Source organism: Agrobacterium sp. MCAB5 (assembly GCF_052114365.1).
Lineage (GTDB): Bacteria > Pseudomonadota > Alphaproteobacteria > Rhizobiales > Rhizobiaceae > Agrobacterium > Agrobacterium tumefaciens.
On record NZ_JBFREP010000007.1, the window covers coordinates 1 to 25,485 of the forward strand.

Sequence of the window (25,485 nt, forward strand, 5' to 3'; positions counted from 1 at the left end):
CGCGCGCCGAAATAATAGGCCGCAATGCCCGACAATGGCAGGGCAAAAAACAGCGCGTAAAAGGTGAAATGCGCGACCTTCGCGGCGATTTGAGAAGCGCGCGGTTCATTGGCAGGATGCGGCGGCACCCCCTGGAAAAACCGCAGACAGAGGCGCAGAACCGCAAGGGACAGGACGGCAAAGCCGACATACGCGTGAATATTGGCCGAGGAGATCTGTTCCGGCGTCAGCGTTTCACCTCGCCGCATCAACCGATACGCATGGGCCATGCCATCTGGAAACAGAAGGTTGAAAAAGATCAGAAGCGCCATCGTCCAGTGAAGGATACGCTGCGGAACGGAGAAGGAAACTTGAGTGGAGGACGCCATTTTATTGCCTTTTATCAAAAGGTTAGACAGGCTATGGCGCAAATATGCTGAACCCCGGCCTGCATTGCAAGCCGGGGTTCGCTTTATGGCTGAAATTTAATATTGGCTAAAATCACATATGGATCGGCTTGAAGAAAGTTGCCAGCGCCGCTTCCTTCACCGCTTCCGACATGGTCGGATGCGCATGGCAGGTACGGCCGAGATCTTCCGAGGAACCACCGAATTCCATCAGCACGGTGATCTCGTGGATCATTTCGCCAGCGCCGAAACCAACGATATGGCCGCCGAGAACCCGGTCGGTTTCCTTGTCAGCGAGGATCTTCACGAACCCATCAGTCACCTGCATGGCGCGGGCGCGACCATTGGCGGTGAAGGGGAACTTGCCAACCTTGTAGGCGACGCCAGCGGCCTTCAGTTCTTCTTCCGTCTTGCCAACGGAAGCGACTTCCGGCTGCGTATAGACCACGGCCGGAATGACATCGTAGTTCACATGGCCGCGCTGGCCGGCAAGAATTTCCGCAAGAGCGACGCCCTCGTCTTCCGCCTTATGTGCCAACATCGGGCCCTTCACCACGTCGCCGATGGCGTAGATGCCATCCACATTGGTCTTGAAGTGGCCGTCGATTTCGACACGGCCGCGGCCGTCGAGCACGACACCGGCTTCCGCAAGACCGAGACCCTCGGTGTAGGGCTTGCGACCGGTGGAAATCAGCACAACGTTGGCTTCCAGCGTTTCAGCCGCGCCACCCTTGACGGGCTCGAACACCACCTTTGCGCCGGTTCCCGTCTTTTCAACGCCCGTCACCTTGGCACCGAGCTTGAAATCGAGACCCTGCTTGGCGAGCAGACGCTGAGCCTGCTTGGAGACTTCGCTATCCATGCCGCCGAGAATGGTGTCGAGATATTCGACGACGGTGACCTTCGCGCCAAGACGCGACCAGACCGAACCAAGCTCGAGGCCGATGACACCGCCGCCCACCACGATGAGCTTTTCCGGAACCTTGGAGAGCGCAATCGCGCCGGTGGAGGAAACGATGACGCTTTCATCGATATCCACCTGGACGCCGGGAATACCAGCAACATCAGAACCGGTGGCGATGACGATGTTCTTGGCTTCGATTTCCTGGCTCTCGCCCTTGTCGTTGGTGACGGAGACCTTGCCGGCGGATACAACCTTGCCCGTGCCCTGGAAAGCATCGATCTTGTTCTTCTTGAACAGGAAGGCAACGCCGTCGACATTGGCTTTCACCACGCTGTCCTTGTGCCCCATCATCTTCTCGAGGTTCAGCTTCGGAGCGGCGACTTCGATACCAAGCGTATCAACGCCATGGGCCACATGCGCGAAGGTTTCGGAAGCGTGCAGCAATGCCTTGGAAGGAATGCAGCCGACATTGAGGCAGGTGCCGCCATAGGTCGCGCGCTTTTCGATCACTGCGACCTTCAAGCCAAGCTGTGCCGCCTTGACCGCGCAAACATAACCGCCGGGACCCGTACCGATTACCACTACATCATATGCCATGTTTCTGTTCCTGATTGATTGCGGGCAGGATTTTGAACCGCCCTGCTTCCGTTTGACCTGAAACTCAGGCCGCTTTTTCCGTTGCGAGTTTTATACCGAGAGCGATGAAGACCACGCCACTGGTGCGGTCGATCCATTGGCTGGCGCGCTGAAAAGCTGCGCGCATGCGAGGCGTCGTCATGAACAGGCTGACGCCGACGAACCACAGGATAAGGCAGCTTGCCATGACGAGCCCATATCCGAACTTGATGCCAACAGGCGTATGCGCGTGAACCACCGTCGAAAAGATCGACAGGAAGAAAAACACCGGTTTGGGGTTAAGCGCGTTGGCGGCAAAACCGAGCGTGAAGGCCTTCAATGCAGTCTGGCCGCTTCTGGCCCGAACGCCATCTTCGCCTTCCGCAGCCGGCAATTCGGTCTTGCCTGCGCGCAGCGACTTGATGCCGATATAGATCAGGTAGGCGACACCCAACCACTTGACGATGTTGAAGAGATAGATCGACTGGGAAATGATGAGACCAAGTCCAAGAATCGTATAGGTGACGTGGAACATCAGGGATGTGCCAACACCGAAGCTGGTGATGATGGCCTGCTTGCGCCCATGCACCATGGCCTGACGCATGACCATCGCCAGATCGGCGCCGGGAGAAACGATCGCGAAAAAGAAGATCGCCATCAGGGATGCAAGTTCGATCAGATACTGATGCATGGGAAAATCAACCTCTAAAACATCAACACGAAAAGCATCAGCCCAAGACCGAGCATCGAACCGAGCCAGACCAGCGAGCGGATATAGGGCACACCAGCGAGATAAAGTGGAATATAGACCACCCGGCAGATCAGCCAGATCAAAGCGCCGGTGAAGGCCAGCCCGGACGGATCGCCGGCCATGATGACACCGAAGGCGAGCGCAATGAAAGCGGGATAGGTCTCGCGAAAATTCGCCGAGGCACGCGCGGCGCGTCCGGCAACCCTGCCCTGCGGCTTCTTTTCAGCATCGCGCGGACCGGCATTCCAGTCCAGCCCGAATTCCCGCGTTGCCGTCATTCCCTGCAGCGCAATGTGAACGGCCAGCAGCAGAACGCTGAGCCCGATCAGCGGCAAAAAGGGTGACGCGGCAAGAAATGTCGGCTGCACTTTCGCTCTCCTGATGGCATTTCAGCGGGATCGACTTGAAACCCCGCTGAAACGAAAAGCAAGACCGATCAGAGATCGAGAACCAGACGTTCCGGATCTTCGAGGCTTTCCTTGACGCGAACGAGGAAGGTCACGGCTTCCTTGCCGTCAACGATACGGTGATCGTAGGAGAGCGCAAGATACATCATCGGACGGATGACGACCTGACCACCGATGGCGACCGGACGCTCCTGGATCTTGTGCATGCCGAGAATGCCCGACTGCGGCGCATTAAGGATCGGCGAGGACATCAGCGAGCCGTAGACGCCACCATTGGTGATGGTGAAGGTGCCGCCCTGCATGTCGGCCATGCCGAGCGAACCGTCGCGCGCTGCCTTGGCGAGACGGCCGAGTTCCTTTTCGACACCAGCGATGGAGAGCTGGTCGGCATCGCGAATGACCGGAACGACGAGACCCTTGTCGGTGCCGACAGCCATGCCGACGTGACAATAGTTCTTGTAGATGATGTCCGTGCCGTCAATTTCAGCGTTAACCGCAGGCAGTTCCTTCAGCGCGTGGGTCACGGCCTTGGTGAAGAAGCCCATGAAGCCCAGCTTGACGCCGTGCTTCTTCTCGAAAACGTCCTTGTAGCGGTTGCGCAGATCCATGACGGCGCTCATGTCCACCTCGTTATAGGTGGTCAGCATGGCGGCCGTGTTCTGTGCATCCTTGAGGCGACGTGCGATCGTCTGGCGCAGGCGGGTCATCTTGACGCGCTCTTCGCGAACCTGATCCTGCTCGGCCGAAACCGGACGGGGAGCAGCAGCAGCGACCGGAGCGGCGGCAGGTGCCGAAACACCCTTGGCAACAGCGGCGAGAACGTCGCCCTTCAGAACCTGGCCACGCTTGCCCGAACCGTCGACCTGATCGGCGGAAAGGTTGTTTTCAGCGAGCAGCTTGCCGGCGGCAGGTGCCGGCGGCATGGCGCTTCCAGCCGGAGCGGCGGCCACGGCTGCGGCAGGTGCCGGTGCAGCAGCAGGCTTTGCTGCGGGTGCAGAAGTTGCAGCGCCGGCAGCACCTTCAGCGATCTGGCCGAGAAGGGCGTCGAGACCGACGGTTTCGCCGTTCTGCACGACGATTTCGGTCAGCACGCCGGAGGCGGGCGCCGGAACTTCGACGGTAACCTTGTCGGTTTCGAGTTCAACGAGAGGTTCGTCGGCCTTGACGGTATCGCCGACCTTCTTGAACCAGGTGCCGACGGTCGCTTCGCTGACGGATTCGCCGAGGGTTGGTACGCGGATTTCAGTGGCCATGATCTAGTTCCGTTATTCGGGTGTCTTTTTTGCGGGGCGATGCGGGAGAGTTCTCACTCTCCCAGCGCGTCTTCCAGGAACGCAGCAAGCTGCGCCAGATGCTTGGACATCAGGCCGGTCGCCGGAGAGGCGGCAGCCGGACGGCCCGTGTAACGGACCTTCTGGTACTTGGCGTCGATATGCGCCAGAACCCATTCAAGGTAGGGATCGATGAACGACCACGCACCCATGTTCTTCGGCTCTTCCTGGCACCAGACCATTTCCGCGTTACGGAAACGGGAGAGCTCGTTGATGAGCGCCTTGGCCGGGAACGGATAGAGCTGTTCGACACGCAGCAGGTAAATGTCGTCGATACCGCGCTTTTCACGCTCCTCGAGCAGATCGTAGTAGACCTTGCCCGTGCACATGACGACGCGGCGGATCTTCGAATCCTTCTGCAGCTTGATCGGACCATCCTTGATGACCTCCGCATCGTCCCACAGGAGACGGTGGAAGGAGGATTCGCCTGCAAGCTCCGCAAGCGACGAGGTGGCGCGCTTGTGACGCAGCAGGGACTTCGGCGTCATCAGGATGAGCGGCTTGCGGAAGTCACGCTTCATCTGGCGGCGCAGGATATGGAAGTAGTTAGCCGGCGTCGTAACGTTGGCAACCTGCATGTTGTCCTCGGCGCACATCTGCAACCAGCGTTCCAGACGGGCGGACGAATGTTCCGGACCCTGACCTTCATAACCATGCGGCAGGAGGCAGACGAGACCGGACATGCGCAGCCACTTGCGTTCACCCGAAGAGATGAACTGGTCGAACACAACCTGGGCGCCGTTGGCGAAGTCGCCGAACTGGGCTTCCCAGAGCGTAAGTGCATTCGGGCGGGCAAGCGAATAGCCATATTCGAAACCAAGAACCGCTTCTTCCGAAAGCATCGAGTTGATGACTTCGTAGCGGGCCTGCGTCGGCGAAAGATTGGCAAGCGGGATGTAACGCTCTTCAGTCTCCTGATCATAGAGAACCGAGTGGCGCTGCGAGAAGGTGCCGCGTTCGCAGTCCTGACCGGACAGGCGGATCTTGTGGCCGTCTACGACCAGCGAACCGAAGGCCAGAGCCTCAGCCATCGCCCAGTCCAGCCCCTCACCGGTCTCGACCATCTGAGCACGGTTTTCCATGAAGCGCTGGATCGTGCGGTGTGCGCTGAAGCCTTCCGGAATGGTCGACAGCTTCTTGCCGATTTCCTTCAGCTGCTTCATCGGCACGCCGGTCTTGCCACGACGCTGCTCATCGGCATTGTCGGCGGCCCGCAGACCGGACCACTGACCATCCAGCCAGTCGGCCTTGTTCGGCTTGTAGGACTGGCCTGCCTCGAACTCCTGCTCGAGATGGGCGCGCCAATCGGCCTTGATCTTCTCGAAATCGCCTTCGGTGATCAGGCCTTCCGCAATCAGGCGGTCAGCATAGATGCGGGCAACAGTCTTGTGGCCACGGATGACCTTGTACATCTTCGGCTGCGTGAACGCAGGCTCGTCGCCTTCGTTATGGCCGAAGCGACGGTAACAGAACATGTCGATGACGACAGGCTTGTGGAACTTCATGCGGTATTCGGTTGCAACCTTTGCCGCATAAACCACCGCTTCCGGATCATCACCGTTAACGTGGAAGATAGGCGCCTCGATCATCTTGGCAACGTCGGACGGATAGGGCGACGAGCGCGAGAAGGCCGGGTTCGTCGTGAAGCCGATCTGGTTGTTGATGATGAAGTGCATGGTACCGGCAACGCGGTGACCGCGCAGGCCGGAGAGGCCGAGAATTTCGGCAACCACGCCCTGACCCGCAAAAGCGGCATCGCCGTGCAACAGGAGCGGCAGCACCTTGGCGCGTTCCGATAGCGGAATGATGTCGCCGTCCCATGTCTTGGCAAGCTGGTCCTGCTTGGCGCGGGCCTTGCCCATGACGACAGGGTTGACGATTTCAAGGTGCGACGGGTTGGCCGTCAGCGAGAGGTGAACCTTGTTGCCGTCGAATTCGCGGTCTGAGGAGGCACCGAGATGGTACTTCACGTCACCGGAACCTTCGACGTCATCAGGCTTGAACGAACCGCCCTTGAACTCGTGGAACACGGCGCGGTGCGGCTTGCCCATCACGTTGGTCAGAACGTTCAGGCGGCCGCGGTGAGCCATGCCGAGCACGACTTCTTCCAGACCGTCCTGGCCGCCGCGCTTGATGATCTGCTCAAGTGCCGGGATCAGCGATTCACCACCATCGAGGCCGAAACGCTTCGTACCCTTGAAACGCACGTCGAGGAACTGCTCGTAGCCTTCGGCTTCAACGAGCTTGGACAGAATGGCCTTCTTGCCTTCCGGCGTGAAGTCCACACCCTTGTCCGGACCTTCGATGCGTTCCTGGATCCAGCCCTTTTCTTCCGGGTTGGACATATGCATGAATTCGACGCCGAGCGTCGAGCAATAGGTGCGCTCGAGAATATCGACCATTTCGCGCACGGTCGCGTATTCGAGACCGAGGACGTTATCGATGAAAATCTTGCGGTCGTAGTCGCTTTCCTCGAAGCCATAGGACTTCGGCGAAAGCTCGTTATAGTCCTCAACGGCGCTGGCGATGCCAAGCGGGTCGAGCTTTGCGTGCAGATGGCCACGCATGCGGTAGGCGCGGATCATCATGATGGCGCGGACGCTGTCACGGGTCGCCTGAAGCACTTCGGCCGGGCTGACGGCCTTGCCGGTATCGGCGCTCTTGGCCTCGGCCTTCGCCTGAACCTTCTTCTCGATGGCCTTCTCGACCGTAGCCCAGTTGCCATCAAGCGCGGATACCAGGTCGCCGTTTGCCGGGATCGGCCAGTTGGCGCGCTTCCAGGAGGCGCCCTTGGCTGCCTTCTTCACGTCTTCCGGATTGTCGGACAACGCCTTGAAGAAGCTCTGCCACTCCGGCGACACGGAAGAGGGATCCTCTTCGTACCGGGCATAGAGCTGCTCGATATAGGCTGCATTCGCGCCGTCCAGAAACGACGTGATCTGAAACTGCTCGTTCGCTTCTTGCCTTGCCATTGTGTTCTTGCGGACTTGTCCGTCCGCCTCCTCGATGCCGTTAGGGCCGTTTATCGGCCTGCCGCTTGATTATTGCTGTCTGCCGCCGGGGCGGTATGCCGTCTGTCTGTCGTTCTTTGCGGCTTCGGGCAGCGTGGCGTTAAAGCCGCACCGCCCGTTACCGGTCTCATGTGGTCTCAGCCCTTGAGGACTTCAACCAGCGTCTTGCCGAGGCGCGCCGGGGAAGGCGATACCTTGATGCCGGCAGCTTCCATTGCCGCGATCTTCGATTCCGCATCGCCCTTGCCGCCGGAAACGACAGCGCCGGCGTGGCCCATGGTGCGGCCCTTCGGAGCCGTACGGCCCGCGATAAAGCCAGCCATCGGCTTCTTGCGGCCCTTCTTGGCTTCGTCGATCAGGAACTGTGCCGCATCTTCTTCAGCCGAACCGCCGATTTCGCCGATCATGATGATCGACTGCGTGTCTTCGTCGGCCAGGAACATTTCCAGCACGTCGATGAACTCGGTGCCCTTGACCGGGTCGCCGCCGATGCCGACAGCCGTCGTCTGGCCGAGGCCTTCGTTGGATGTCTGGAATACGGCTTCATAGGTCAGCGTGCCGGAGCGCGAAACGATACCGACCGAACCCTTGCGGAAGATAGAGCCCGGCATGATGCCGATCTTGCATTCTTCAGGCGTCATGATGCCCGGGCAGTTGGGGCCGAGCAGGCGCGAGTTCGAACGGTCGAGGCGAGCCTTGACGCGCACCATGTCCATCACCGGAATACCTTCGGTGATGCAGGTGATGAAGGGGATCTCAGCCTCGATGGCTTCGATGATGGCGTCGGCTGCACCTGCCGGCGGAACATAGATCACGGATGCGTCTGCACCGGTCTTTTCCTTGGCTTCGGCAACCGTTGCGAAGATCGGCAGGCTTTCGCCCTTGGAGCCGGTCCAGGTTTCGCCACCCTTCTTCGGGTGAATACCACCGACCATCTGCGTGCCGTAATAAGCAAGCGCCTGTTCGGTGTGGAAGGTACCGGTCTTGCCGGTCAGACCCTGAACGAGGATCTTGGTGTCTTTATTAACAAGAATAGACATTATTTCCGGTCCCTCAATTAGCCGTTGATCGCCGCGACGATCTTCTTGGCTGCGTCGTCCAGGTCGTCAGCAGCCGTAATCGCAAGGCCCGATTCGTTCAGGAGCTTCTTGCCAAGTTCGACGTTGGTGCCTTCGAGGCGAACAACGAGCGGAACCTGCAAACCGACTTCCTTCACCGCGGCGATAACACCTTCGGCGATGACGTCGCACTTCATGATACCGCCGAAGATGTTGACGAGGATACCCTCGACCTTCGGGTCGGCCGTGATGATCTTGAAAGCTGCAGCAACCTTCTCCTTGCCGGCGCCGCCGCCGACGTCACAGAAGTTTGCCGGCTCCTTGCCGTAAAGCTTGATGATGTCCATCGTCGCCATGGCGAGACCGGCACCATTGACCATGCAGCCGATGTTGCCATCGAGCGCAACGTAAGCGAGGTCCCACTTGGAGGCTTCGATTTCCTTGGCGTCTTCTTCGGTCTCATCGCGCAGCGCCTTGACGTCGTCATGGCGGAACAGCGCGTTGCCGTCGAAGGACATCTTGGCATCGAGAACGCGCAGATGACCGTTTTCCATGACGATCAGCGGGTTAACCTCGAGGAGAGCCATGTCCTTCTCGTTGAAGGCCTTGTAGAGGATCGGGAACAGCGCCTTGGCGTCTTCCGCAGCAACACCCTCAAGCTCGAGCGCCTTGGAGATCGCAGCAACGTCAGCGTCGCTCACACCCTTTTCCGGGTCGATGGCGATGGTGTGGATCTTCTCGGGCGTGTCGTGGGCAACAGCTTCGATATCCATGCCGCCTTCGGTGGAAACCACGAAAGCAACGCGACCGACCGAGCGATCGACCAGCAGCGAGCAGTAAAGCTCGCGAGCGATATCCGCACCGTCTTCGATGTAAAGGCGGTTGACCTGCTTGCCGGCATCGCCCGTCTGCGCCGTTACCAGCGTGTTGCCGAGCATATCCTTGGAGTGGGAAACGACTTCTTCAATCGTTTTTGCGAGACGGACGCCACCCTTGGCGTCGGGGCCAAGTTCCTTGAACTTGCCCTTGCCGCGGCCGCCAGCGTGAATCTGGCTCTTGACGACGTAGAGCGGGCCGGGAAGCTGCTTTGCGGCGGCTTCGGCTTCTTCGACCTTGAGGATGGCGACGCCTTCAGCGACCGGCGCACCATAGCCCTTCAGAAGAGCCTTGGCCTGATATTCGTGAATATTCATGGAATAATCCCTGTTTGGAGCCGCTTGAAGCGCCCTTGCATCCTTATCTGACGCAGGGCGCTTCAAGCTGTTGAATCTACGCATCGTGCCTTGCAAAAATCCAATCCGGTTTTGCGCCGATGCGTCAGGCTATTACTTCAGCGACGGAGCGATGTTGATGCAGGCTTCGCAAAGACCGGCAACAGCGCCGACGGACTTCTGGAAGGCGGCTTCTTCATCCTTGTTCAGCTCGATCTCGATGATGCGCTCGATACCACCGGCGCCGATGATGGTGGGCACGCCGACATACATATCGTCCACGCCGTACTGGCCCGACAGATGGGCAGCGGCGGGCAGAACGCGCTTCTTGTCCTTGAGGTAGGATTCAGCCATTTCGATCGCCGAAGCGGCTGGCGCGTAATAGGCCGAGCCGGTCTTCAGCAGGCCGACGATTTCCGCACCGCCGTCGCGGGTGCGCTGGATGATCTCTTCGAGACGCTCGGCGGTGAGCCAGCCCATCTTGACGAGATCGGTCAGCGGAATGCCGCCAACGGTGGAGTAACGCGCCAAAGGCACCATCGTATCGCCGTGGCCGCCGAGAACGAATGCCGTTACGTCCTGAACCGAAACGTTGAACTCTTCGGCGAGGAACAGGCGGAAGCGAGCGCTGTCGAGAACGCCGGCCATGCCGACGACCTTGTTCTTCGGAAGACCGGAAAACTTCTGAAGCGCCCAGACCATGGCGTCCAGCGGGTTGGTGATGCAGATGACGAAAGCGTTCGGGGCATATTTCTTGATGCCGGCGCCGACCTGCTCCATGACCTTGAGATTGATGCCGAGAAGATCGTCGCGGCTCATGCCGGGCTTGCGGGCGACGCCTGCGGTGACGATGCAGACATCAGCGCCTTCGATGGCAGCGTAGTCGGAAGCGCCAGTGAGCTTGGCATTGAAACCTTCAACCGGTCCGGACTGGGCAATATCCAGACCTTTGCCCTGCGGGATGCCGTCGGCAATATCGAAGAGGACGATATCGCCCAGTTCCTTCAGGCTGGCGAGATGCGCCAGCGTACCGCCGATCATGCCAGAACCAATAAGTGCAATCTTTTTGCGAGCCATCGAATGCTTCCTCTAGAGCTTCAATTCAATTTCACCACGCCACCGGCAGCCAAATTGTCGCACTTCGATTAGCCCCATTGACCAAAATTGGCAACAGATTCTTTTGGCATGAGTATTTTCAATCGTTTAGATCATTATTTCCTTACGTAAACGTAAGAGAATGCGTCACGAAAGTGTCAAACTTTCTGCCGTTTTTCATGGTGGAGCACCAGATAATCTGCACTGCGCATCTCAAACAGGCGCGAGGCGGTGCGATCGAACTCGAAACCTTCGGTGCCCTTGCGCTTGCCGAGCAGGTCTTCGGGCATGGCCGCAGCGGAGGCGAAGAGGCGGACGCTGTGATCGTACAGCGCGTCTATGAGAATGATAAAACGCTTGGTTTCGTTCCGTTTGTCGGCATTGAGAAACGGGATGTGGTCGATGAAGACTGTATCGAAACGATTGGCTATCGCGAGAAAATCAGAAGCGCCGAGCGGCTTTTCGCAAAGGTCGGAGAAGGAAAAGCGGGCCACACGGCCGCTGGCGCGCGGCACCAGAATGGAGCGGCCCTTCATCGGTATTTCAGTCGGCGCGACAAGATGGCCGCCGGTCATGTGCCGCCAGGCCATATCCATCGCCTGATCCGCCGCACCGTCGAGTGGCGTGACATAAACCGGCAGGCTTTCCAGCTTTTCCATGCGGTAATCGGTGGGACTGTCCAGCGTCACCACTTCCACATGCTTCTTCAGCAAATCGACAAAGGGCAGAAACAGGCCGCGATTAAGCCCGTCCTTGTAAAGATTGTCGGGCACAACATTGGACGTTGTTACCAATGTGCAGCCATTGGCAAAAAGCTCGCTGAACAGCCGGGCGAGGATCATCGCATCGGCAATATCCGTGACGGTGAACTCATCGAAGCAAAGAAGCTCCGCTTCCGCCAGAAGCTGGGCTGCCACTGGAGGAATGGGATCGGCCTGCTTGGTTTCGCCATTCTTGAGCTTCTGCCTATGCGCGTGCACGCGATTATGGACATCAGCCATGAATTCGTGAAAATGGCAGCGCCGTTTGGAAGAGACGGGCGCCATCTCGTAGAACATGTCCATCAGCATCGTCTTGCCGCGGCCAACGCTGCCATGGACATATAGTCCCTTGACGAAGGCGGCCGGGCCAGCCTTGCGAGCGAACATCCAGCCGAGTGCGCTTTTTTTCCTGGCGGGTTTGCGCGCTTTCAAATCGGCAAGGATACGGTCGAGGTGGGCCGCAACGCCGCGTTGCGCGGCATCCGCCTGCAAGGTGCCAGCTGCCGTCAATGCGTTGAGCTGTTCAACGACACTATGGTTGTAGTCAGGCAATGGCTTCATGGAAAAGCGCCCCGGTCGCGGACGGACGCCCGCGACGAATGGAATGGCTTGAAACAGGCGAGGCGATCCGGCTGCACCGGAGATGCTCTATCGGCTGAGGCTCAGCGGCTGGCCGCTATTCGTCGTGCCGTCAAAACGCGCATCGGCGCTCTTGTAGACGCGGCCGATCGTATCGCCGGAACGGTTCTTGAAGAGGACCATCTTGCCGGACACTTCCCAGGACCCCATCGCCGTGAGTTCGCCGGAGCAGCCACGCGTGCCGCCACGAGAACCGCTGCCGAGATTGGTAAGCGTCAGGAACATGTCGCAATTGGCGCCGCCATTGGAAACGCGCCAGTTGCCAACCATGGATTCCTTGGTGACATCAAGCGCCGTTGTCGGCGGAGCGGCAGACGCCATATCAGTGCCGCCAGGCGTCGCAGAAGCGGGTGCCGAAGGGAACTGACTGCCGGAAGCACCACCGGGTGGCGGCAGGGCGCCAGACTGAACGGAGGGAACCGGCTGTGCTTGCAACGGCGGCGTATAACCGGGATTGTTGCTGGTGTTGTTGTTGTAATCGTAGGAGGTACGTTGGCAACCGGCCAGGCTCATTACAACCGCAAGACCCGTCACCACATATCTGAATTGCATATCAAGCTCCCGATTCTCTCGCTTCCGGAAAGACCATGATCAAACAAGAAGGCTGAATTATTACCAAAGCCTTATCTTGCGCAAGCGATGGCTGGGATAATTACCATTTCGGTCGATTTTTACCGAAATTTCCCGCGCCCGGTTGTAAAAAAGGGCCGCGGTCCAAACCGCGGCCCGATAGATTTTCTGTCCAAACGAATCGTCTTCAGACGCGACGCTCGACCATCATCTTCTTGATTTCCGCGATCGCCTTGGCCGGATTGAGACCCTTCGGGCAAGCCTGCGCACAGTTCATGATGGTGTGGCAGCGATAAAGACGGAACGGATCTTCGAGATCATCAAGACGTTCGCCGGTCGCTTCGTCGCGGCTGTCGATCAGCCAGCGATAGGCCTGCAGCAGAACGGCGGGGCCGAGGTAACGGTCGCCGTTCCACCAGTAGCTGGGACAGGAAGTGGAGCAGCAGGCGCACAGAATGCACTCGTAGAGACCGTCGAGCTTCAGGCGGTCCTCATGGCTCTGCTTCCATTCCTTGGCAGGCGTCGGCGAAACCGTCTTCAGCCACGGCTCGATGGAGCGGTGCTGCGCGTAGAAGTTCGACAGGTCCGGAACGAGGTCCTTCACCACTGGCATATGCGGCAGCGGATAGACCTTCACCGTTCCCTTGATCTCTTCCATGCCCTTGGTGCAGGCGAGCGTGTTGGTGCCGTCGATGTTCATAGCGCAGGAACCGCAAATGCCTTCACGGCAGGAGCGGCGCAGCGTCAGCGTCGGGTCGATATTGTTCTTGATGTACAGCAGCGCATCGAGAACCATCGGCCCGCAATCGTCGATATCGATATAATAGGTATCGATGCGCGGGTTCTGGCCATCATCCGGGTTCCAGCGATAGATCCGGTATTCGCGAACGTTCTTGGCACCATCCGGCTTCGGCCAGACTTTGCCTTCGCTGATCTGGGAATTCTTGGGGAGAGCGAGTTCAACCATATCCAGTTCCTCAAATCAGTAGACGCGAGCCTTCGGCTCGATCTTTTTCGGATCGATGCCGTCGGCGATCAGGTCGGTGTGAACAGGGCGGTAGTCGAGCTTGACATCACCTTCAGGGCTGACCCAGGCAAGCGTGTGCTTGCGCCAGTTCACATCGTCGCGACCGCCGAACGGACCATCGACGAAATCCTCGCGGGCATGCGAACCGCGGCTTTCCTTGCGCGCTTCCGCGCCATAGACCGTGGTGATCGCGTTGGCCATCAGATTGTGCAGTTCGAGCGTTTCCACCAGATCGGAGTTCCAGACCATCGACCGGTCGGTAACCTTGACGTCAGGCAGTTCCTTCCAGATGGCGGAAATGCGCTGGCAACCGCTTTCCAGCGATTCCTGTGTGCGGAATACGGCGGCATCGTCCTGCATGGCGCGCTGCATCTTGTCACGCAGCACCGCCGTCGGCGTCGAGCCGTTGGCATAACGCAGGCTGTCGAAGCGATCCATGATCTTGTCGCAGGCAGCCGTGTCGAGAGCCGGAACCGGCGCATCGCGGTCGATGACCTGGGCTGCACGGATAGCGGCAGCGCGGCCGAAGACCACAAGGTCGATCAGCGAGTTGGAGCCGAGACGGTTCGCGCCGTGAACCGAGGCGCAACCGGCTTCGCCAACGGCCATCAGGCCGGGAGCGATGCGTTCCGGGTTCTCGGCGTTGGCGTTCAGCACTTCGCCCCAATAGTTGGTCGGAATGCCGCCCATATTGTAGTGAACGGTCGGCAGGACCGGGATCGGCTCGCGCGTCACGTCAACGCCGGCGAAAATCTTGGCGCTTTCGGAAATGCCCGGAAGACGCTCGTGCAGGATCGCCGGATCAAGGTGATCGAGATGCAGGAAGATGTGGTCCTTGTTCTTGCCGACGCCACGACCCTCGCGGATTTCCATGGTCATGCAGCGAGACACCACGTCACGCGAAGCAAGGTCCTTCGCCGAAGGAGCATAACGCTCCATGAAGCGCTCGCCTTCGGAGTTGACGAGATAACCGCCCTCGCCGCGCGCGCCTTCGGTGATCAGGCAGCCCGCGCCGTAAATGCCGGTCGGGTGGAACTGAACGAATTCCATATCCTGAAGCGGCAGGCCGGCACGTGCGATCATACCGCCGCCGTCGCCGGTGCAGGTATGGGCAGACGTTGCCGAGAAATAGGCGCGGCCGTAACCACCGGTCGCCAGCACCACCATCTTGGCGGAGAAGCGATGGATCGTGCCGTCATCGAGGTTCCACGCCACGACGCCGGTGCAGCGGCCATCGGGCGCCATAATGAGGTCGAGCGCGAAATATTCGATGAAGAATTCCGCATTGTTGCGCAGCGACTGGCCATAAAGCGTGTGCAGAATGGCGTGGCCAGTACGGTCGGCAGCGGCGCAGGTGCGCTGCACCGGCGGGCCTTCGCCGTAGTTCTGCATATGGCCGCCAAACGGGCGCTGGTAGATCTTGCCTTCGGCATTGCGCGAGAAGGGCACGCCGTAATGCTCCAGCTCATAGACCGCCTTTGGCGCTTCCATGGCGAGATATTGCATCGCGTCGACGTCGCCCAGCCAGTCGGAGCCCTTTACGGTGTCGTAAAGGTGCCACTGCCAACAGTCGGGCGTCATGTTGGTGAGAGAAGCGGCGATGCCGCCCTGCGCCGCGACCGTGTGGGAGCGCGTCGGGAAAACCTTGGTGATGCAGGCCGTGCGGAACCCCTGTTCCGCCATGCCGAGCGTTGCGCGCAGACCCGCGCCGCCGGCGCCCACCACGATCACGTCATAGGAGTGATCGACGTAGGTGTAAGCCTTGCCATTCTGGGAAGGTGAACTGATCGATGCCATGGCCGATTTATCCTGCGAATGCGATTTTCAGAATGGCGAAGATGCAAAGACCGCCAATGAGAACCGCGAAAAACGTATTGAGCATCAGAAGAACGAGCTTCGAAACCTCGCCGTGCACGTAGTCTTCGATGATGACCTGCATGCCGAGCTTCATGTGAATGAGGCCGGAAACCAGCACCAGACCCATGATGACCGCAACGAGAGGGTTGGAAAGCGCCGCCGCAACTTCCGGATAGGGAGCGCCGGCATATTTGATGAGAAAGACCACGAAGAAGATCAGCAAGGGCACGTTGGCGACGGCCGTAAGGCGCTGGCGCCAGAAATGGTCGGTGCCTTCCTTGGCGGAGCCGAGGCCACGAACCTTTCCGAGAGGTGTACGCATATCCATGACAGGCTATCTCCTTAGCGCACGATCAGGGCGATGACCCAGATCAGCGCGGTCAGACAGATCGACGCTACAAAGGTCGCCTTGGCGAGTTTCGTGTTGAAATTCTTCTCGAAGCCATGGCCGAGATCCCACATGAAGTGGCGAAGGCCGCCCAGCATGTGGTGAACGAGAGCCCAGGTATATCCGATCAGGATAAGCTTGCCGATGATCGTACCCATTGCCCAGCTGACCCAGTCGTAATAGGCAGGGCCGGAAGCAAGTGCAATAAGCCACCAAGCGACAAGAAGCGTTCCAAAATAAAGCGCCGCACCCGTGATGCGGTGCACGATGGATGCAACCATCGTCGGAATCGGCTTGTAAATTTGAAGATGCGGCGACAGAGGCCGGTTATTTGTCACGTTCGCCATCAGAACCTCGCGGCGTTTTCCCGTGCACCCGTCAGATCGGGCGCCCCCAAGCAACAGCACATGACGAAAGAATGTGCATTGCACCAACCGCGACGTTTAATCACATGGGAGCATCACGACAAGCACATTTCATGACCGATTCCAATTTAATCGATTGGTTCACGAATTTTTTTTGGAATTTTTTTGCTCGAAAATAAAAAAACGAGCATTTCCAAGATTTACGCCTTCAAAATATTTACCTTTACGTAATTTCGAAATCATGTAATTTACTATTCGTTAACCGAAAAAATCCGGAGAATGAGGCTCATGTTACAGCGTCGAATCGCAGCTCTGGCGGTGATGACTGCAGGCATTATTTTCACGGCACTGCCTCCTGCTGCGGCAGGTGATTTTTATAGTCGCCACCATTATCAGCATCGTCAGTCACAGTTGAGCTTCTCCACGGACGGACTGCCCTCCACCCTTTCCGGCGGCACTTATGTGGGTGGAATATCCGCCTTGAGGGTCCGCGGGAACGGCAATTATTTCGCGATCAATGGTGGGCTTTCGCGACAAGGCGCAACCGTCAATATGGGCGCGCAGCTGGCACCGAAGGCGAAAATCATCAACGTCCGCGCCGAAACGACAGGCGACGCCTGCGATTACCAGCACGGCGTCTGCATCATCAGGCCCTGATATAATCAGACAAAACGCCAGACGGTGGTTTTTTTGACTTCACTGTCTTCCAGAGCCCGCGTCACCGGCACCTGATAGGTTGCCTCGGCGTAAAGGCGCTGTTTGGGCAGGTAGGCCCGTCCCGGATCGCCGACGAGCACGGTCACGCCCCTATCCGCCAGTTCCAGAAACCAAGGCACGAGGAGATCGGCAAAGGCGCGATCATAAAACACGTCGCCGGCCAGCAGAACATCCGCCTCAACCGGCGTCCCAACCAGATTGCGGCCGGTAAAATCGATGGCCACACCATTGAGAGCAGCATTCAGCCGAATGGCCGTTTCCGTCCACGGATCGATATCGGCGGCTAAAACAGCCGCGGCGCCCGCCTTTACGGCGGCAATGGCGACCAGTCCGGAACCGCTGGCGAAATCCAGCACACGCTTGCCGGAGACACTTTCAGGATGATCGAGAATGTAGCGGGCAAGCCCCTGTCCACCAGCCCAGGCGAAAGCCCAGAATGGCGGCGGCAGGCCGATCTCTTCCAACTCCTCCTCCGTCTTCAGCCACAGCTCATGCGCTTCGGTCGCAAGATGAAGGCGCAATTCCGGCACATGTGGTGGATGCATGATGCCGGTATTGTCGAGAATGAAGCGTTCGGGATCGGTCCTCACCGAAAGCTCAGTCCGGAGATTTCGGTGGATTGGAAAGGCCACCCATGCGGCAGACTTCGAGATATTCCTCTTCCGTCACAGGCTGCACCGAAAGCCGCATGGATGTGACCAGCGACATCTTTTCGAGTTTCGGATTGGCCTTCACATCCTTCAGCGAAACCGGTTTCGGCATGTCGCAAACGGCGCGGATATCCACGCAATCCCACTTCAGATCGCCCTCTGCGGTCGAATCCGGGTGCGAAAGGGCGCAGACTTCCACGATGCCGACGACATCAAGCCCTTCATTCGAGTGGTAGAAAAAACCCTTGTCGCCGATTTTCATGGCGCGCATGTTGTTGCGGGCCTGATAATTGCGCACGCCGGTCCATTCTTCGCCAGCCTCGCCCTTGGCCTTCTGCATTTCCCAGGACCATTTGAACGGCTCAGACTTGTAAAGCCAGTAATTCGCCATGGCCGGTCAAGCCCCCGGATTGTTGAAGACCCAGTTATAGGGCTTCACATCCACGCTTTCGAACAGGCCGGCCTTTGCATAGGGATCGGCATCGGCAAGGGCCTTAGCCGCATCGATGTCGGCAGCTTCCACGATGACAAGGCTGCCATTCGGCTTGCCTTCGGCATCCAGAAACGGTCCGGCAATCTTCAGCGTGCCTTCGGCGTTCAACTTGTTCAGGTGCTCCAGATGAGCCGGGCGCGTGTCCATGCGCACGTTCAGATGGCCGGGCTTGTCCTTGCAGATAAAGGCAAACAGCATTTTCGTCTCCTCGCTGGCGCATGCCTCCCAAAAGTGTAAGCGGTTTTGGGACCAGGACATGCGTAAAAACTATCCGAAGGCCGCACTCATTCAGTGGTGATGGGCCTTGTCATCAATTGTTGCATGGCGCTCGCCACGTCCAGATTGCCGTCGATGATGGCCGCAACCGCCTCGGTCACCGGCATGTCGACAGCGTGATGTTCGCCGAGCCGGGCAGCAACGGCTGCCGCAAAGGCGCCCTCCACCAGCCCGCCGGACATGTCCTTGCCTTCGCCCCGGCCAAGCGCGATGCCGAAACGCAGGTTTCGCGACTGGTGGCTTGTGGCGGTCAGCACGAGATCGCCAAGGCCGGAAAGACCGCGCACGGTATCGGCCTTGCCGCCCATGGCAACGACCAGACGCGACATCTCGGCAAGCCCCCGCGAAATCAACGCCGCCCGTGCGGAATCGCCGAGGCCCGCACCTTCAACGATGCCGGCGGCAATGGCGAGCACATTCTTCAGTGCGCCGCCAAGCTGCACGCCCGTGCGGTCGGTCGAGGCATAAAGCCTGAACGTTCTGCCGGAAATCGTGGTCGCCAGCCGCTCGGCGATGACAGCGTCTTCCGCCGCTATCGCCATCGCCGTCGGCAGTCCGCGCGCGATATCGGCCGCAAACCCCGGACCGGAGAGAGCGGCGATTGGATGATGCGGCAGTTCCGCTTCCAGAAGTTCCGTCAGCAGCCGGCCGGACACCCGGTCGATGCCCTTGGCGCAGGTAACGATGACACAATCATTAGCCAGATAAGGACCGTAATGGCGCGCCGCATCGGCATGGGCCTGAGAGGGCATGGCAAACAACACGATGCCTGCATCGGCCAGCACATCCGGCTCAACGGAAAATTCCAGCGCATCCGGCAGGTCTACACCCGGCAGGACAGCCTCGTGAATACGATCAGCCCTAAGATCGGCCATCAGGGACGCATCACGGCCGAGCAGGGTCACGTCATGCCGGTTCTCCAGCGCGATGACGACGGCGAGCGCGGTTCCGAAGGCGCCAGCGCCGATGACGACGATTTTCTCCCGCTGCATCAGGCCTTGGCTCCCCTTTTGCCGAAACCGATCAATGTCTCCGCGCTGCCATCAAGCGGCCAGCGCGAGCGCGGCGCGATCTCCAGCGCATCGGGTTCTCGGCCGCATGCCATCCGCTCCAGCCCGGCCCAGGCAATCATCGCGGCATTGTCGGTGCAGAGCCGGTGCGGCGGTGCGACAAAGCGGAACCCGTGGACATCACAAAGCGCCTGGAGGGTCTGGCGGATTTCCGTATTGGCGGCAACGCCGCCGGCCACGACCAAAGCGGGCTCCGTCTCGAGATGCGGAAACTCTTCCTTAAAGCGGGCAAGGCCACGACCGATACGGTCCTTGAGCGTGCGTGACACCGCCTTCTGGAAGGAGGCGCAGATATCGGCAATATCCTGATCCGAAAGCGGAGCGATCGCGGTTGCCGCCTGCCGCACCGCTGTCTTCAGACCGGAGAAGGAAAAATCGAGTCTCGTCTCGCCGACCATCGGGCGCGGCAGTGCAAAACGGTCAGGGTTGCCTTTCGCTGCTGCCTTTTCAACCGCAGGCCCGCCGGGATAGGGCAACCCCAGAAGCTTCGCAGTCTTGTCGAAGGCTTCCCCAAGCGCGTCATCAATGGTCGTACCCCAGCGCTCGTATTCACCCACACCGCGAACCAGCACGAGCTGGGTGTGGCCGCCGGAGACCAGCAGCATCAGATAGGGGAAGGAAAGACCGTCGGTCAGACGCGCCGTCAGCGCATGGCCTTCGAGATGGTTGATGGCGTAAAGCGGCTTGTCTGCAGCCTTCGCAATCGCCTTGCCGGTCATCAGGCCCACCAGCAGACCGCCAATGAGGCCGGGGCCGGATGTGGCCGCGATGGCATCGACATCGGCAAGGGTGACACCCGCCTGTTCCAGCGCTTCTTCCACCAGCGTGTCCAGCGCCTCGACATGGGCGCGGGCAGCAATTTCGGGCACCACGCCGCCATAGGCGCTGTGTTCCTCAAGCTGCGACAAAACGACGTCGGACACGATCTCGCCACGTCCGTCCGCATGCCGAACCACAATGGATGCAGCGGTTTCGTCACAGCTTGTCTCTATGCCGAGGATACGAAGAAAGGGGGTCATCAATTCTGTTCGTTCATTGCGATCATGCGCTGAGTTGGTCTAAGACAACTCCGGTAACAATGGATAGACGCGGATGCAAACAAAACCTTTCCGAATCGGCACGCGCGGCAGCCCTCTGGCGCTCGCACAGGCTTACGAGACCCGTAACCGGCTGATGTCGGCACACGGTCTGCCGGAAGATATGTTCGAAATCGTCGTGCTTTCCACCAAGGGTGACCGGATAACCGACCGCGCTTTGTCGGAGATCGGCGGCAAGGGCCTGTTCACGGAAGAACTGGAGAGCCAGCTTCTTTCCGGCGAGCTCGATATTGCCGTGCATTCCTCCAAGGACATGCCGACCGTTTTGCCGAAGGGCCTTTATCTTTCCGCTTTCCTGCCGCGCGAGGATATGCGCGACGCCTTCATTGGTCGCACCGCACCGAAGCTTCTGGAACTACCGCAGGGCGCCGTTGTCGGCTCCGCATCCTTGCGCCGCCAAGCGCTGATCCGCCGCCTGCGTCCCGACCTGAGCGTCATCATCTTTCGCGGCCAGGTCGAAACCCGCCTGCGCAAACTGGAGGAAGGCCAGGCGGATGCTACGCTTCTCGCCTTTGCCGGCCTGAAACGGCTGGGCATGGAGAATGTCCCGACGGACATTCTCGACCCGAAGGAATTTCCACCAGCCCCCGCGCAGGGCGCGATCTGCGTCGAGAGCCGTATTGGCGACACACGCATGGACGAGTTGCTTTCACCTATCAACGACATACCCACCTACGATGCCGTTACCTGCGAGCGCGCCTTTCTGGCCGCCCTCGATGGTTCCTGTCGCACCCCGATTGCAGGCTTTGCTACCTGCCACGGCGAGGAACTTCATTTCTCCGGCCTGATTCTCACACCGGACGGACAGACGAGCCACAGCGTCGAGATTTCCGGTGCTCGCAAGGATGCCGAGGACTTGGGTCGCAAGGCCGGTGAAGACGTGCGCGCCAGGGCAGGCAGCAACTTCTTCGACGGCTGGAGCTGAGCCGATGCGGATCGTCGTCACCCGGCCGCTTCGTTCGGGCGAAAAGACGGCCGCAAAGCTTGAAGCCCTCGGTCACGAGCCGGTGCTTCTTCCGCTGTTTCATCCCGTCCACCACGGCGAGCGCGCAATATCAGCGCTATCGGAGCCGCTGTCGGCCATCGCCGTGACCAGCGCCGAGGCCTTGCGGGCGCTTAGAGATTTCCGCCACCGACTTGCGTCCCATCTTTCAAAACCGCTTTTCGCCGTCGGCGAGGCGACGGCGGAAGCGGCGAGGGAAATCGGCTTCCGAAACATCCTCACCGGATCTGGCGATGCGGTGGCTCTCGCGGGGCTTGTCTCGGAGCATCGCCCCCTAACGGAGAGCACAGATCCATTGCTCTATCTTGCCGGCACGCCGCGAGGCGCCGTGTTCGAGGACGGCATTGCCGCCGCGGGAATTTCCTTCCGAACCGTCGATTGTTACGAAATGCAGCCGTCAGATCTTTCAGACGATATGCTCGAAACAGCACTTGTGAAGACAGCTGCCGATGTGGTCCTGCTCTATTCGTCGGAAGCCGCACGGGCCTTTTTCCGCCACGCATCGTCGGAAAAATATGTGGCGGCGCTGACCACCACACAATTCGTCTGCATCAGCCGCAATGTGCTTTCACTGGTTCCGGAAATCTTCCGCGCGAACGCCGCAGCCGCCGAAGGGGCAAACGAGGCAGCCATGTTTGAACTTCTCCACCGAAAGTCTGGAACCTAATTCAGGCTCGCCTCTTTCCTTTGCCGCCGTCACTGACTAGGTTTAGACTATTGCAGGCAGAAATGAGGTTGTCATGGTATCGGGAAAGCCGCCACGCCACTCCAAGTCAAACGCCGAACCGGTCACCATCGACCTGGACGCAAAAGACGTGAAAGCAATTTCCGCCGACGTGGATGCTGCAAAGACTGATGACAAGACCGGCGAGACGACACCGGCAGCAGCTCAGCCAAACGTTCCTCCCAAGCCAGAAGCAGCCGAAACGTCCAGCCCTGCTCCCGTCTGGGAACAGACGCATAAAACACCCATGGAGCCTGCACCGAACGTTCACAAGGCGGAACCGGCAACCGGCAAGCCCCAGGTGGAAAAACCTGCCGGCAACCAGCCCGAGACAGCTTCGCCGAAACCCGAAGCGAAACCGGTGACCAGCGCGACTGACGCAAGCGCTGCTTCCGCTTCCGCGGCGGGCGCAAAGCCTGCGACTTTTGCTTCCACATCGTCGTCCGCAGCATCCGGAAGCGCGACTACTGGTGCAAAGCAATCGACAGGCGCGTCATCCTCCGGACCTGCCAAGCCATCCACGCCACAGCAACCCGAGCGCAAACAGGCGGCAACCTCCGGTGTGATCGCGGCGGGTATCGTGGGTGGCCTCGTGGCGCTCGCAGCTGCTGGCAGCATGCAATATGCCGGCATTCTGCCCTCGTTTAATGTGAGCAAGACCGGAAGCGATGAGATTGCCGCATTGAGAACCGAGCTAGGGAGCCTGCGTCAGCAGCTCGCCAATGTTCCCGCAGCAGGAGGGGATACCTCGGCGCTGGAACAGCGCATCGCCGCTCTTGAGGGCGCAAAGGGCGAAGCCCCGCAGGTGGACGCACTTTCGGAAAAAATAACCGCGCTGGAATCCGCGCTCACGTCAGAGCGCTCCGCGCAGGCCTCAGCAACGGCGGAGCTGACACGCCGCCTGACTGACGCGGAAACCAAGATCAATGAACCGCGCGACGATATAGAAGTCGCCCGCGCCATTGCCTCGGCCGCACTGAAAGCCGCGATCGATCGCGGTGGGCCGTTCCTCACTGAACTCGACACATTGTCCAAGGTAACCCCGGACGATCCGGCAATCGCATCCTTGCAGTCTTTCGCCGCAACCGGCGTGCCGTCGCGCTCGGAGCTGATGCAGAAATTCCCCGACGTTGCGAATGCGATGCTTTCGGCGATCAATCGGCCCGACCCCAATCAGGGCATCATGGAACGTCTGACGGAAAGCGCCTTTTCGCTGGTGAAGGTCCGCCCCGTCGGAAACATCGAAGGCGAGACCCCCGACGCCACGATCGCGCGCATGGAAAACAAGTTGCGCAACGGAGATCTGCAGGGTGCGGCACTTGAATGGAATGGGCTTCCGGAGGCCGCCAAGACAGCATCCGCCGACTATAAAAAATCTCTGGATGTGCGCATCGAGGTCGAAAACCTGGTGGGAGGCACGTTAAACCGCGCCATCACCAGCACCGGCAAGCAGGGGTAAGGCATGACCAGAATTCTGACTTTCGTCCTCATCGTTCTGGCGCTCGGTTTCGGTTTCTCCTGGCTGGCGGACAGGCCCGGTGTCCTCTCAATCGTCTGGCAGGGCCAGCTGATCGAAATGAGCCTGATGGTCGCCGCCTCCATCGTTGCTGCATTCGTTGCGGCCGTCATGCTGGTCTGGTGGGTCGTCAATGCCATATGGACATCGCCGAACGCGGCACGACGCTATTTTCGCGCCCGCAAGCGCGACCGTGGTTATCAGGCGCTCTCCACCGGCCTCATCGCCGCCGGCGCCGGCAACGCCATTCTGGCCCGCAAGATGACGGCCCGCACGCAGGGGCTTCTCAGTGCTGATCAGGAGCCGCTGATCCACCTGCTCGATGCGCAGGCCGACCTCATCGAAGGCAAATATGACGAGGCGCGGCGCAAATTCGAGGCGATGGCCCGCGATCCTGAAACCCGCGAACTTGGCCTTCGCGGCCTTTATATCGAGGCGCGCCGACAGGGAGCCCATGAAGCAGCCCAGCAATATGCCGAGGACGCAGCCGAAAAAGCCCCTTACCTGCCCTGGGCAGCACAGGCGACGCTGGAAACCCGCTGCCGCAACGGCGAGTGGGATGACGCGATCCGCCTGCTCGACCAGCAAAAAGCAGCAGGCGTCATCCAACGCGGCGAGGCGGAGCGGCTGAAAGCTGTGCTTCTTACCGCAAAGGCCGGTGAAAAACTGGAGAGCGACCCGGTGGGTGCGCGCGAAGACGCAAAACAAGCCCTGAAGCTTGCAAAAAGCCTTGTGCCCGCAGCATTGATCGCAGCAAAATCCTATCTGCGCGAAGACAATCTGCGCAAGGCCGCAGCGGTTCTGGAACCGGTATGGAAGAACGATCCCCACTCGCAGATCGCAGATCTCTATGTTCGGGCGCGCAGCGGCGATACGGCCATCGATCGCCTTAAACGTGCCGAACGGCTTGAGAGCCTGAAACCCAACAACATCGAATCCCTGTTTGCCGTGGCGCAGGCAGCTCTCGACGCCAAGGAATTTGCCAAGGCGCGTGCCAAAGCGGAAGCCGCCGCCCGGATCGAGCCGCGCGAAAGCATCTTCCTGCTGATGGCCGACATCGAGGAAGCCGAAACCGGCGATCAGGGGCGGGTGCGTTACTGGATGGCGCAGGCGCTGCGCGCACCGCGTGATCCCGTCTGGGTGGCAGATGGTGTCACTTCGGAAAAATGGCTTCCGGTTTCGCCCGTGACAGGCCGTCTCGACGCCTTCGAGTGGAAGGCGCCTTTTGGCCAGCTTGAAGGACCCGTCGAAGACCTGACAATCGAAAATGCGATTGCAGCAGCACCGGCAAGGACCGAACAGGCTCCGACCCCGATCGTTGTTGAAGTGGCACCTCAGCCCATTGTTGTGACGAAACCCGCACCCATCGAGGTCAAGCCGGACGTGTCTGCCCCGAAGGAGAAAAAGCCGGCAACAAATGAAGTTCCGGTGGAAGCCAGGCCAGCGGATGCGAAGACAGAACCAGTGCCATTTTTCGGTGGTGCACCGGATGATCCCGGCGTCAAGAAACCCGGCGCGGAAGCCGAACCCAAAACCCGGCTAAAACTCTTCTGACAGGCTATC

Annotated in this window: 25 protein-coding genes; 5 read left to right on the forward strand and 20 right to left on the reverse strand. The window is 59.6% G+C overall.

What is annotated here, in order from left to right; translation table 11 throughout:
• From AB4Z23_RS16395 to sdhC, 15 genes are all read right to left on the reverse strand, one after another.
• Window positions 1-368: cytochrome b (locus tag AB4Z23_RS16395; protein ID WP_441360351.1), on the reverse strand; the 368-nt coding region annotated here is incomplete at its 3' end.
• Window positions 369-480: 112 nt separating this feature from the next.
• Window positions 481-1,887, reverse strand: coding sequence for a dihydrolipoyl dehydrogenase (gene lpdA / locus AB4Z23_RS16400; RefSeq protein WP_111799120.1), 1,407 nt, complete (start codon window positions 1,885-1,887; stop codon window positions 481-483).
• Window positions 1,888-1,951: 64 nt separating this feature from the next.
• Window positions 1,952-2,596, reverse strand: coding sequence for a LysE family translocator (locus tag AB4Z23_RS16405; protein WP_421415053.1), 645 nt, complete (start codon window positions 2,594-2,596; stop codon window positions 1,952-1,954).
• Window positions 2,597-2,610: 14 nt separating this feature from the next.
• Window positions 2,611-3,024 (reverse strand): MAPEG family protein, encoded by a 414-nt coding sequence (locus AB4Z23_RS16410; RefSeq protein WP_112290077.1) that lies wholly within the window; start codon window positions 3,022-3,024, stop codon window positions 2,611-2,613.
• A gap of 68 nt (window positions 3,025-3,092) precedes the next feature.
• Window positions 3,093-4,316: a 2-oxoglutarate dehydrogenase complex dihydrolipoyllysine-residue succinyltransferase gene (gene odhB, locus AB4Z23_RS16415; protein WP_421477001.1), complete on the reverse strand. Its 1,224-nt coding sequence runs from the start codon at window positions 4,314-4,316 to the stop codon at window positions 3,093-3,095.
• Between the two features lie 53 nt (window positions 4,317-4,369).
• Complete coding sequence (locus tag AB4Z23_RS16420; RefSeq protein WP_003516728.1) at window positions 4,370-7,366, reverse strand: 2-oxoglutarate dehydrogenase E1 component; 2,997 nt, start codon at window positions 7,364-7,366, stop codon at window positions 4,370-4,372.
• 176 nt (window positions 7,367-7,542) lie between these two features.
• Complete coding sequence (sucD, locus tag AB4Z23_RS16425) at window positions 7,543-8,445, reverse strand: succinate--CoA ligase subunit alpha (RefSeq protein WP_025594552.1); 903 nt, start codon at window positions 8,443-8,445, stop codon at window positions 7,543-7,545.
• Between the two features lie 17 nt (window positions 8,446-8,462).
• On the reverse strand, window positions 8,463-9,656 hold the full coding sequence (sucC, locus tag AB4Z23_RS16430) for an ADP-forming succinate--CoA ligase subunit beta (RefSeq protein WP_003516725.1): 1,194 nt from the start codon (window positions 9,654-9,656) through the stop codon (window positions 8,463-8,465).
• A gap of 132 nt (window positions 9,657-9,788) precedes the next feature.
• Window positions 9,789-10,751 carry a malate dehydrogenase gene (gene mdh / locus AB4Z23_RS16435; protein ID WP_003516723.1) on the reverse strand — a complete coding sequence of 321 codons (963 nt, stop codon included), beginning with the start codon at window positions 10,749-10,751 and terminating at the stop codon, window positions 9,789-9,791.
• Between the two features lie 176 nt (window positions 10,752-10,927).
• Complete coding sequence (zapE, locus tag AB4Z23_RS16440) at window positions 10,928-12,091, reverse strand: cell division protein ZapE (protein ID WP_013636887.1); 1,164 nt, start codon at window positions 12,089-12,091, stop codon at window positions 10,928-10,930.
• An 87-nt stretch (window positions 12,092-12,178) separates the two neighbouring features.
• On the reverse strand, window positions 12,179-12,721 hold the full coding sequence (locus AB4Z23_RS16445) for a protease inhibitor Inh/omp19 family protein (RefSeq protein ID WP_003516719.1): 543 nt from the start codon (window positions 12,719-12,721) through the stop codon (window positions 12,179-12,181).
• A gap of 205 nt (window positions 12,722-12,926) precedes the next feature.
• The gene (locus AB4Z23_RS16450; RefSeq protein ID WP_003516718.1) at window positions 12,927-13,706 is read right to left on the reverse strand and encodes a succinate dehydrogenase iron-sulfur subunit; all 780 of its coding nucleotides are present in this window, start codon (window positions 13,704-13,706) and stop codon (window positions 12,927-12,929) included.
• 15 nt (window positions 13,707-13,721) lie between these two features.
• The gene (sdhA, locus tag AB4Z23_RS16455) at window positions 13,722-15,563 is read right to left on the reverse strand and encodes a succinate dehydrogenase flavoprotein subunit (RefSeq protein ID WP_013636888.1); all 1,842 of its coding nucleotides are present in this window, start codon (window positions 15,561-15,563) and stop codon (window positions 13,722-13,724) included.
• Between the two features lie 7 nt (window positions 15,564-15,570).
• Entirely contained in the window at window positions 15,571-15,951 is a 381-nt protein-coding gene (gene sdhD / locus AB4Z23_RS16460) for a succinate dehydrogenase, hydrophobic membrane anchor protein (RefSeq protein ID WP_003516716.1), read from the reverse strand.
• Window positions 15,952-15,965: 14 nt separating this feature from the next.
• Complete coding sequence (gene sdhC / locus AB4Z23_RS16465; protein WP_013636889.1) at window positions 15,966-16,358, reverse strand: succinate dehydrogenase, cytochrome b556 subunit; 393 nt, start codon at window positions 16,356-16,358, stop codon at window positions 15,966-15,968.
• Window positions 16,359-16,664: 306 nt separating this feature from the next.
• Here sdhC and AB4Z23_RS16470 point away from each other — a divergent pair, with 306 nt between their 5' ends.
• A complete protein-coding gene (locus tag AB4Z23_RS16470; protein WP_019566047.1) occupies window positions 16,665-17,033 on the forward strand; it encodes a hypothetical protein in 369 nt (122 codons plus the stop codon).
• A 5-nt stretch (window positions 17,034-17,038) separates the two neighbouring features.
• On the opposite strand, the gene AB4Z23_RS16475 is transcribed toward AB4Z23_RS16470, so the two are convergent.
• The 5 genes from AB4Z23_RS16475 to tsaD all read right to left on the reverse strand — a co-directional run bounded on the left by AB4Z23_RS16475 (window position 17,039) and on the right by tsaD (window position 20,601).
• Window positions 17,039-17,683: a class I SAM-dependent methyltransferase gene (locus AB4Z23_RS16475; protein WP_065688671.1), complete on the reverse strand. Its 645-nt coding sequence runs from the start codon at window positions 17,681-17,683 to the stop codon at window positions 17,039-17,041.
• Between the two features lie 7 nt (window positions 17,684-17,690).
• Window positions 17,691-18,134 (reverse strand): EVE domain-containing protein, encoded by a 444-nt coding sequence (locus AB4Z23_RS16480; protein WP_003516712.1) that lies wholly within the window; start codon window positions 18,132-18,134, stop codon window positions 17,691-17,693.
• A gap of 6 nt (window positions 18,135-18,140) precedes the next feature.
• On the reverse strand, window positions 18,141-18,434 hold the full coding sequence (locus AB4Z23_RS16485; RefSeq protein WP_003516711.1) for a YciI-like protein: 294 nt from the start codon (window positions 18,432-18,434) through the stop codon (window positions 18,141-18,143).
• 86 nt (window positions 18,435-18,520) lie between these two features.
• Window positions 18,521-19,504 (reverse strand): NAD(P)H-dependent glycerol-3-phosphate dehydrogenase, encoded by a 984-nt coding sequence (locus AB4Z23_RS16490; RefSeq protein ID WP_065688672.1) that lies wholly within the window; start codon window positions 19,502-19,504, stop codon window positions 18,521-18,523.
• Entirely contained in the window at window positions 19,504-20,601 is a 1,098-nt protein-coding gene (gene tsaD, locus AB4Z23_RS16495; protein ID WP_065688673.1) for a tRNA (adenosine(37)-N6)-threonylcarbamoyltransferase complex transferase subunit TsaD, read from the reverse strand. The genes AB4Z23_RS16490 and tsaD overlap by 1 nt, the downstream gene beginning before the upstream one ends.
• A gap of 73 nt (window positions 20,602-20,674) precedes the next feature.
• Here tsaD and hemC point away from each other — a divergent pair, with 73 nt between their 5' ends.
• From hemC to AB4Z23_RS16515, 4 genes are all read left to right on the forward strand, one after another.
• The gene (gene hemC / locus AB4Z23_RS16500; protein WP_019566045.1) at window positions 20,675-21,604 is read left to right on the forward strand and encodes a hydroxymethylbilane synthase; all 930 of its coding nucleotides are present in this window, start codon (window positions 20,675-20,677) and stop codon (window positions 21,602-21,604) included.
• A 4-nt stretch (window positions 21,605-21,608) separates the two neighbouring features.
• Window positions 21,609-22,349, forward strand: coding sequence for a uroporphyrinogen-III synthase (locus tag AB4Z23_RS16505; RefSeq protein ID WP_065688674.1), 741 nt, complete (start codon window positions 21,609-21,611; stop codon window positions 22,347-22,349).
• Window positions 22,350-22,422: 73 nt separating this feature from the next.
• Window positions 22,423-23,865, forward strand: coding sequence for a COG4223 family protein (locus AB4Z23_RS16510; protein WP_065688675.1), 1,443 nt, complete (start codon window positions 22,423-22,425; stop codon window positions 23,863-23,865).
• Between the two features lie 3 nt (window positions 23,866-23,868).
• Window positions 23,869-25,476, forward strand: coding sequence for a heme biosynthesis HemY N-terminal domain-containing protein (locus AB4Z23_RS16515; RefSeq protein ID WP_421476999.1), 1,608 nt, complete (start codon window positions 23,869-23,871; stop codon window positions 25,474-25,476).
• Window positions 25,477-25,485: the final 9 nt, after the last annotated feature.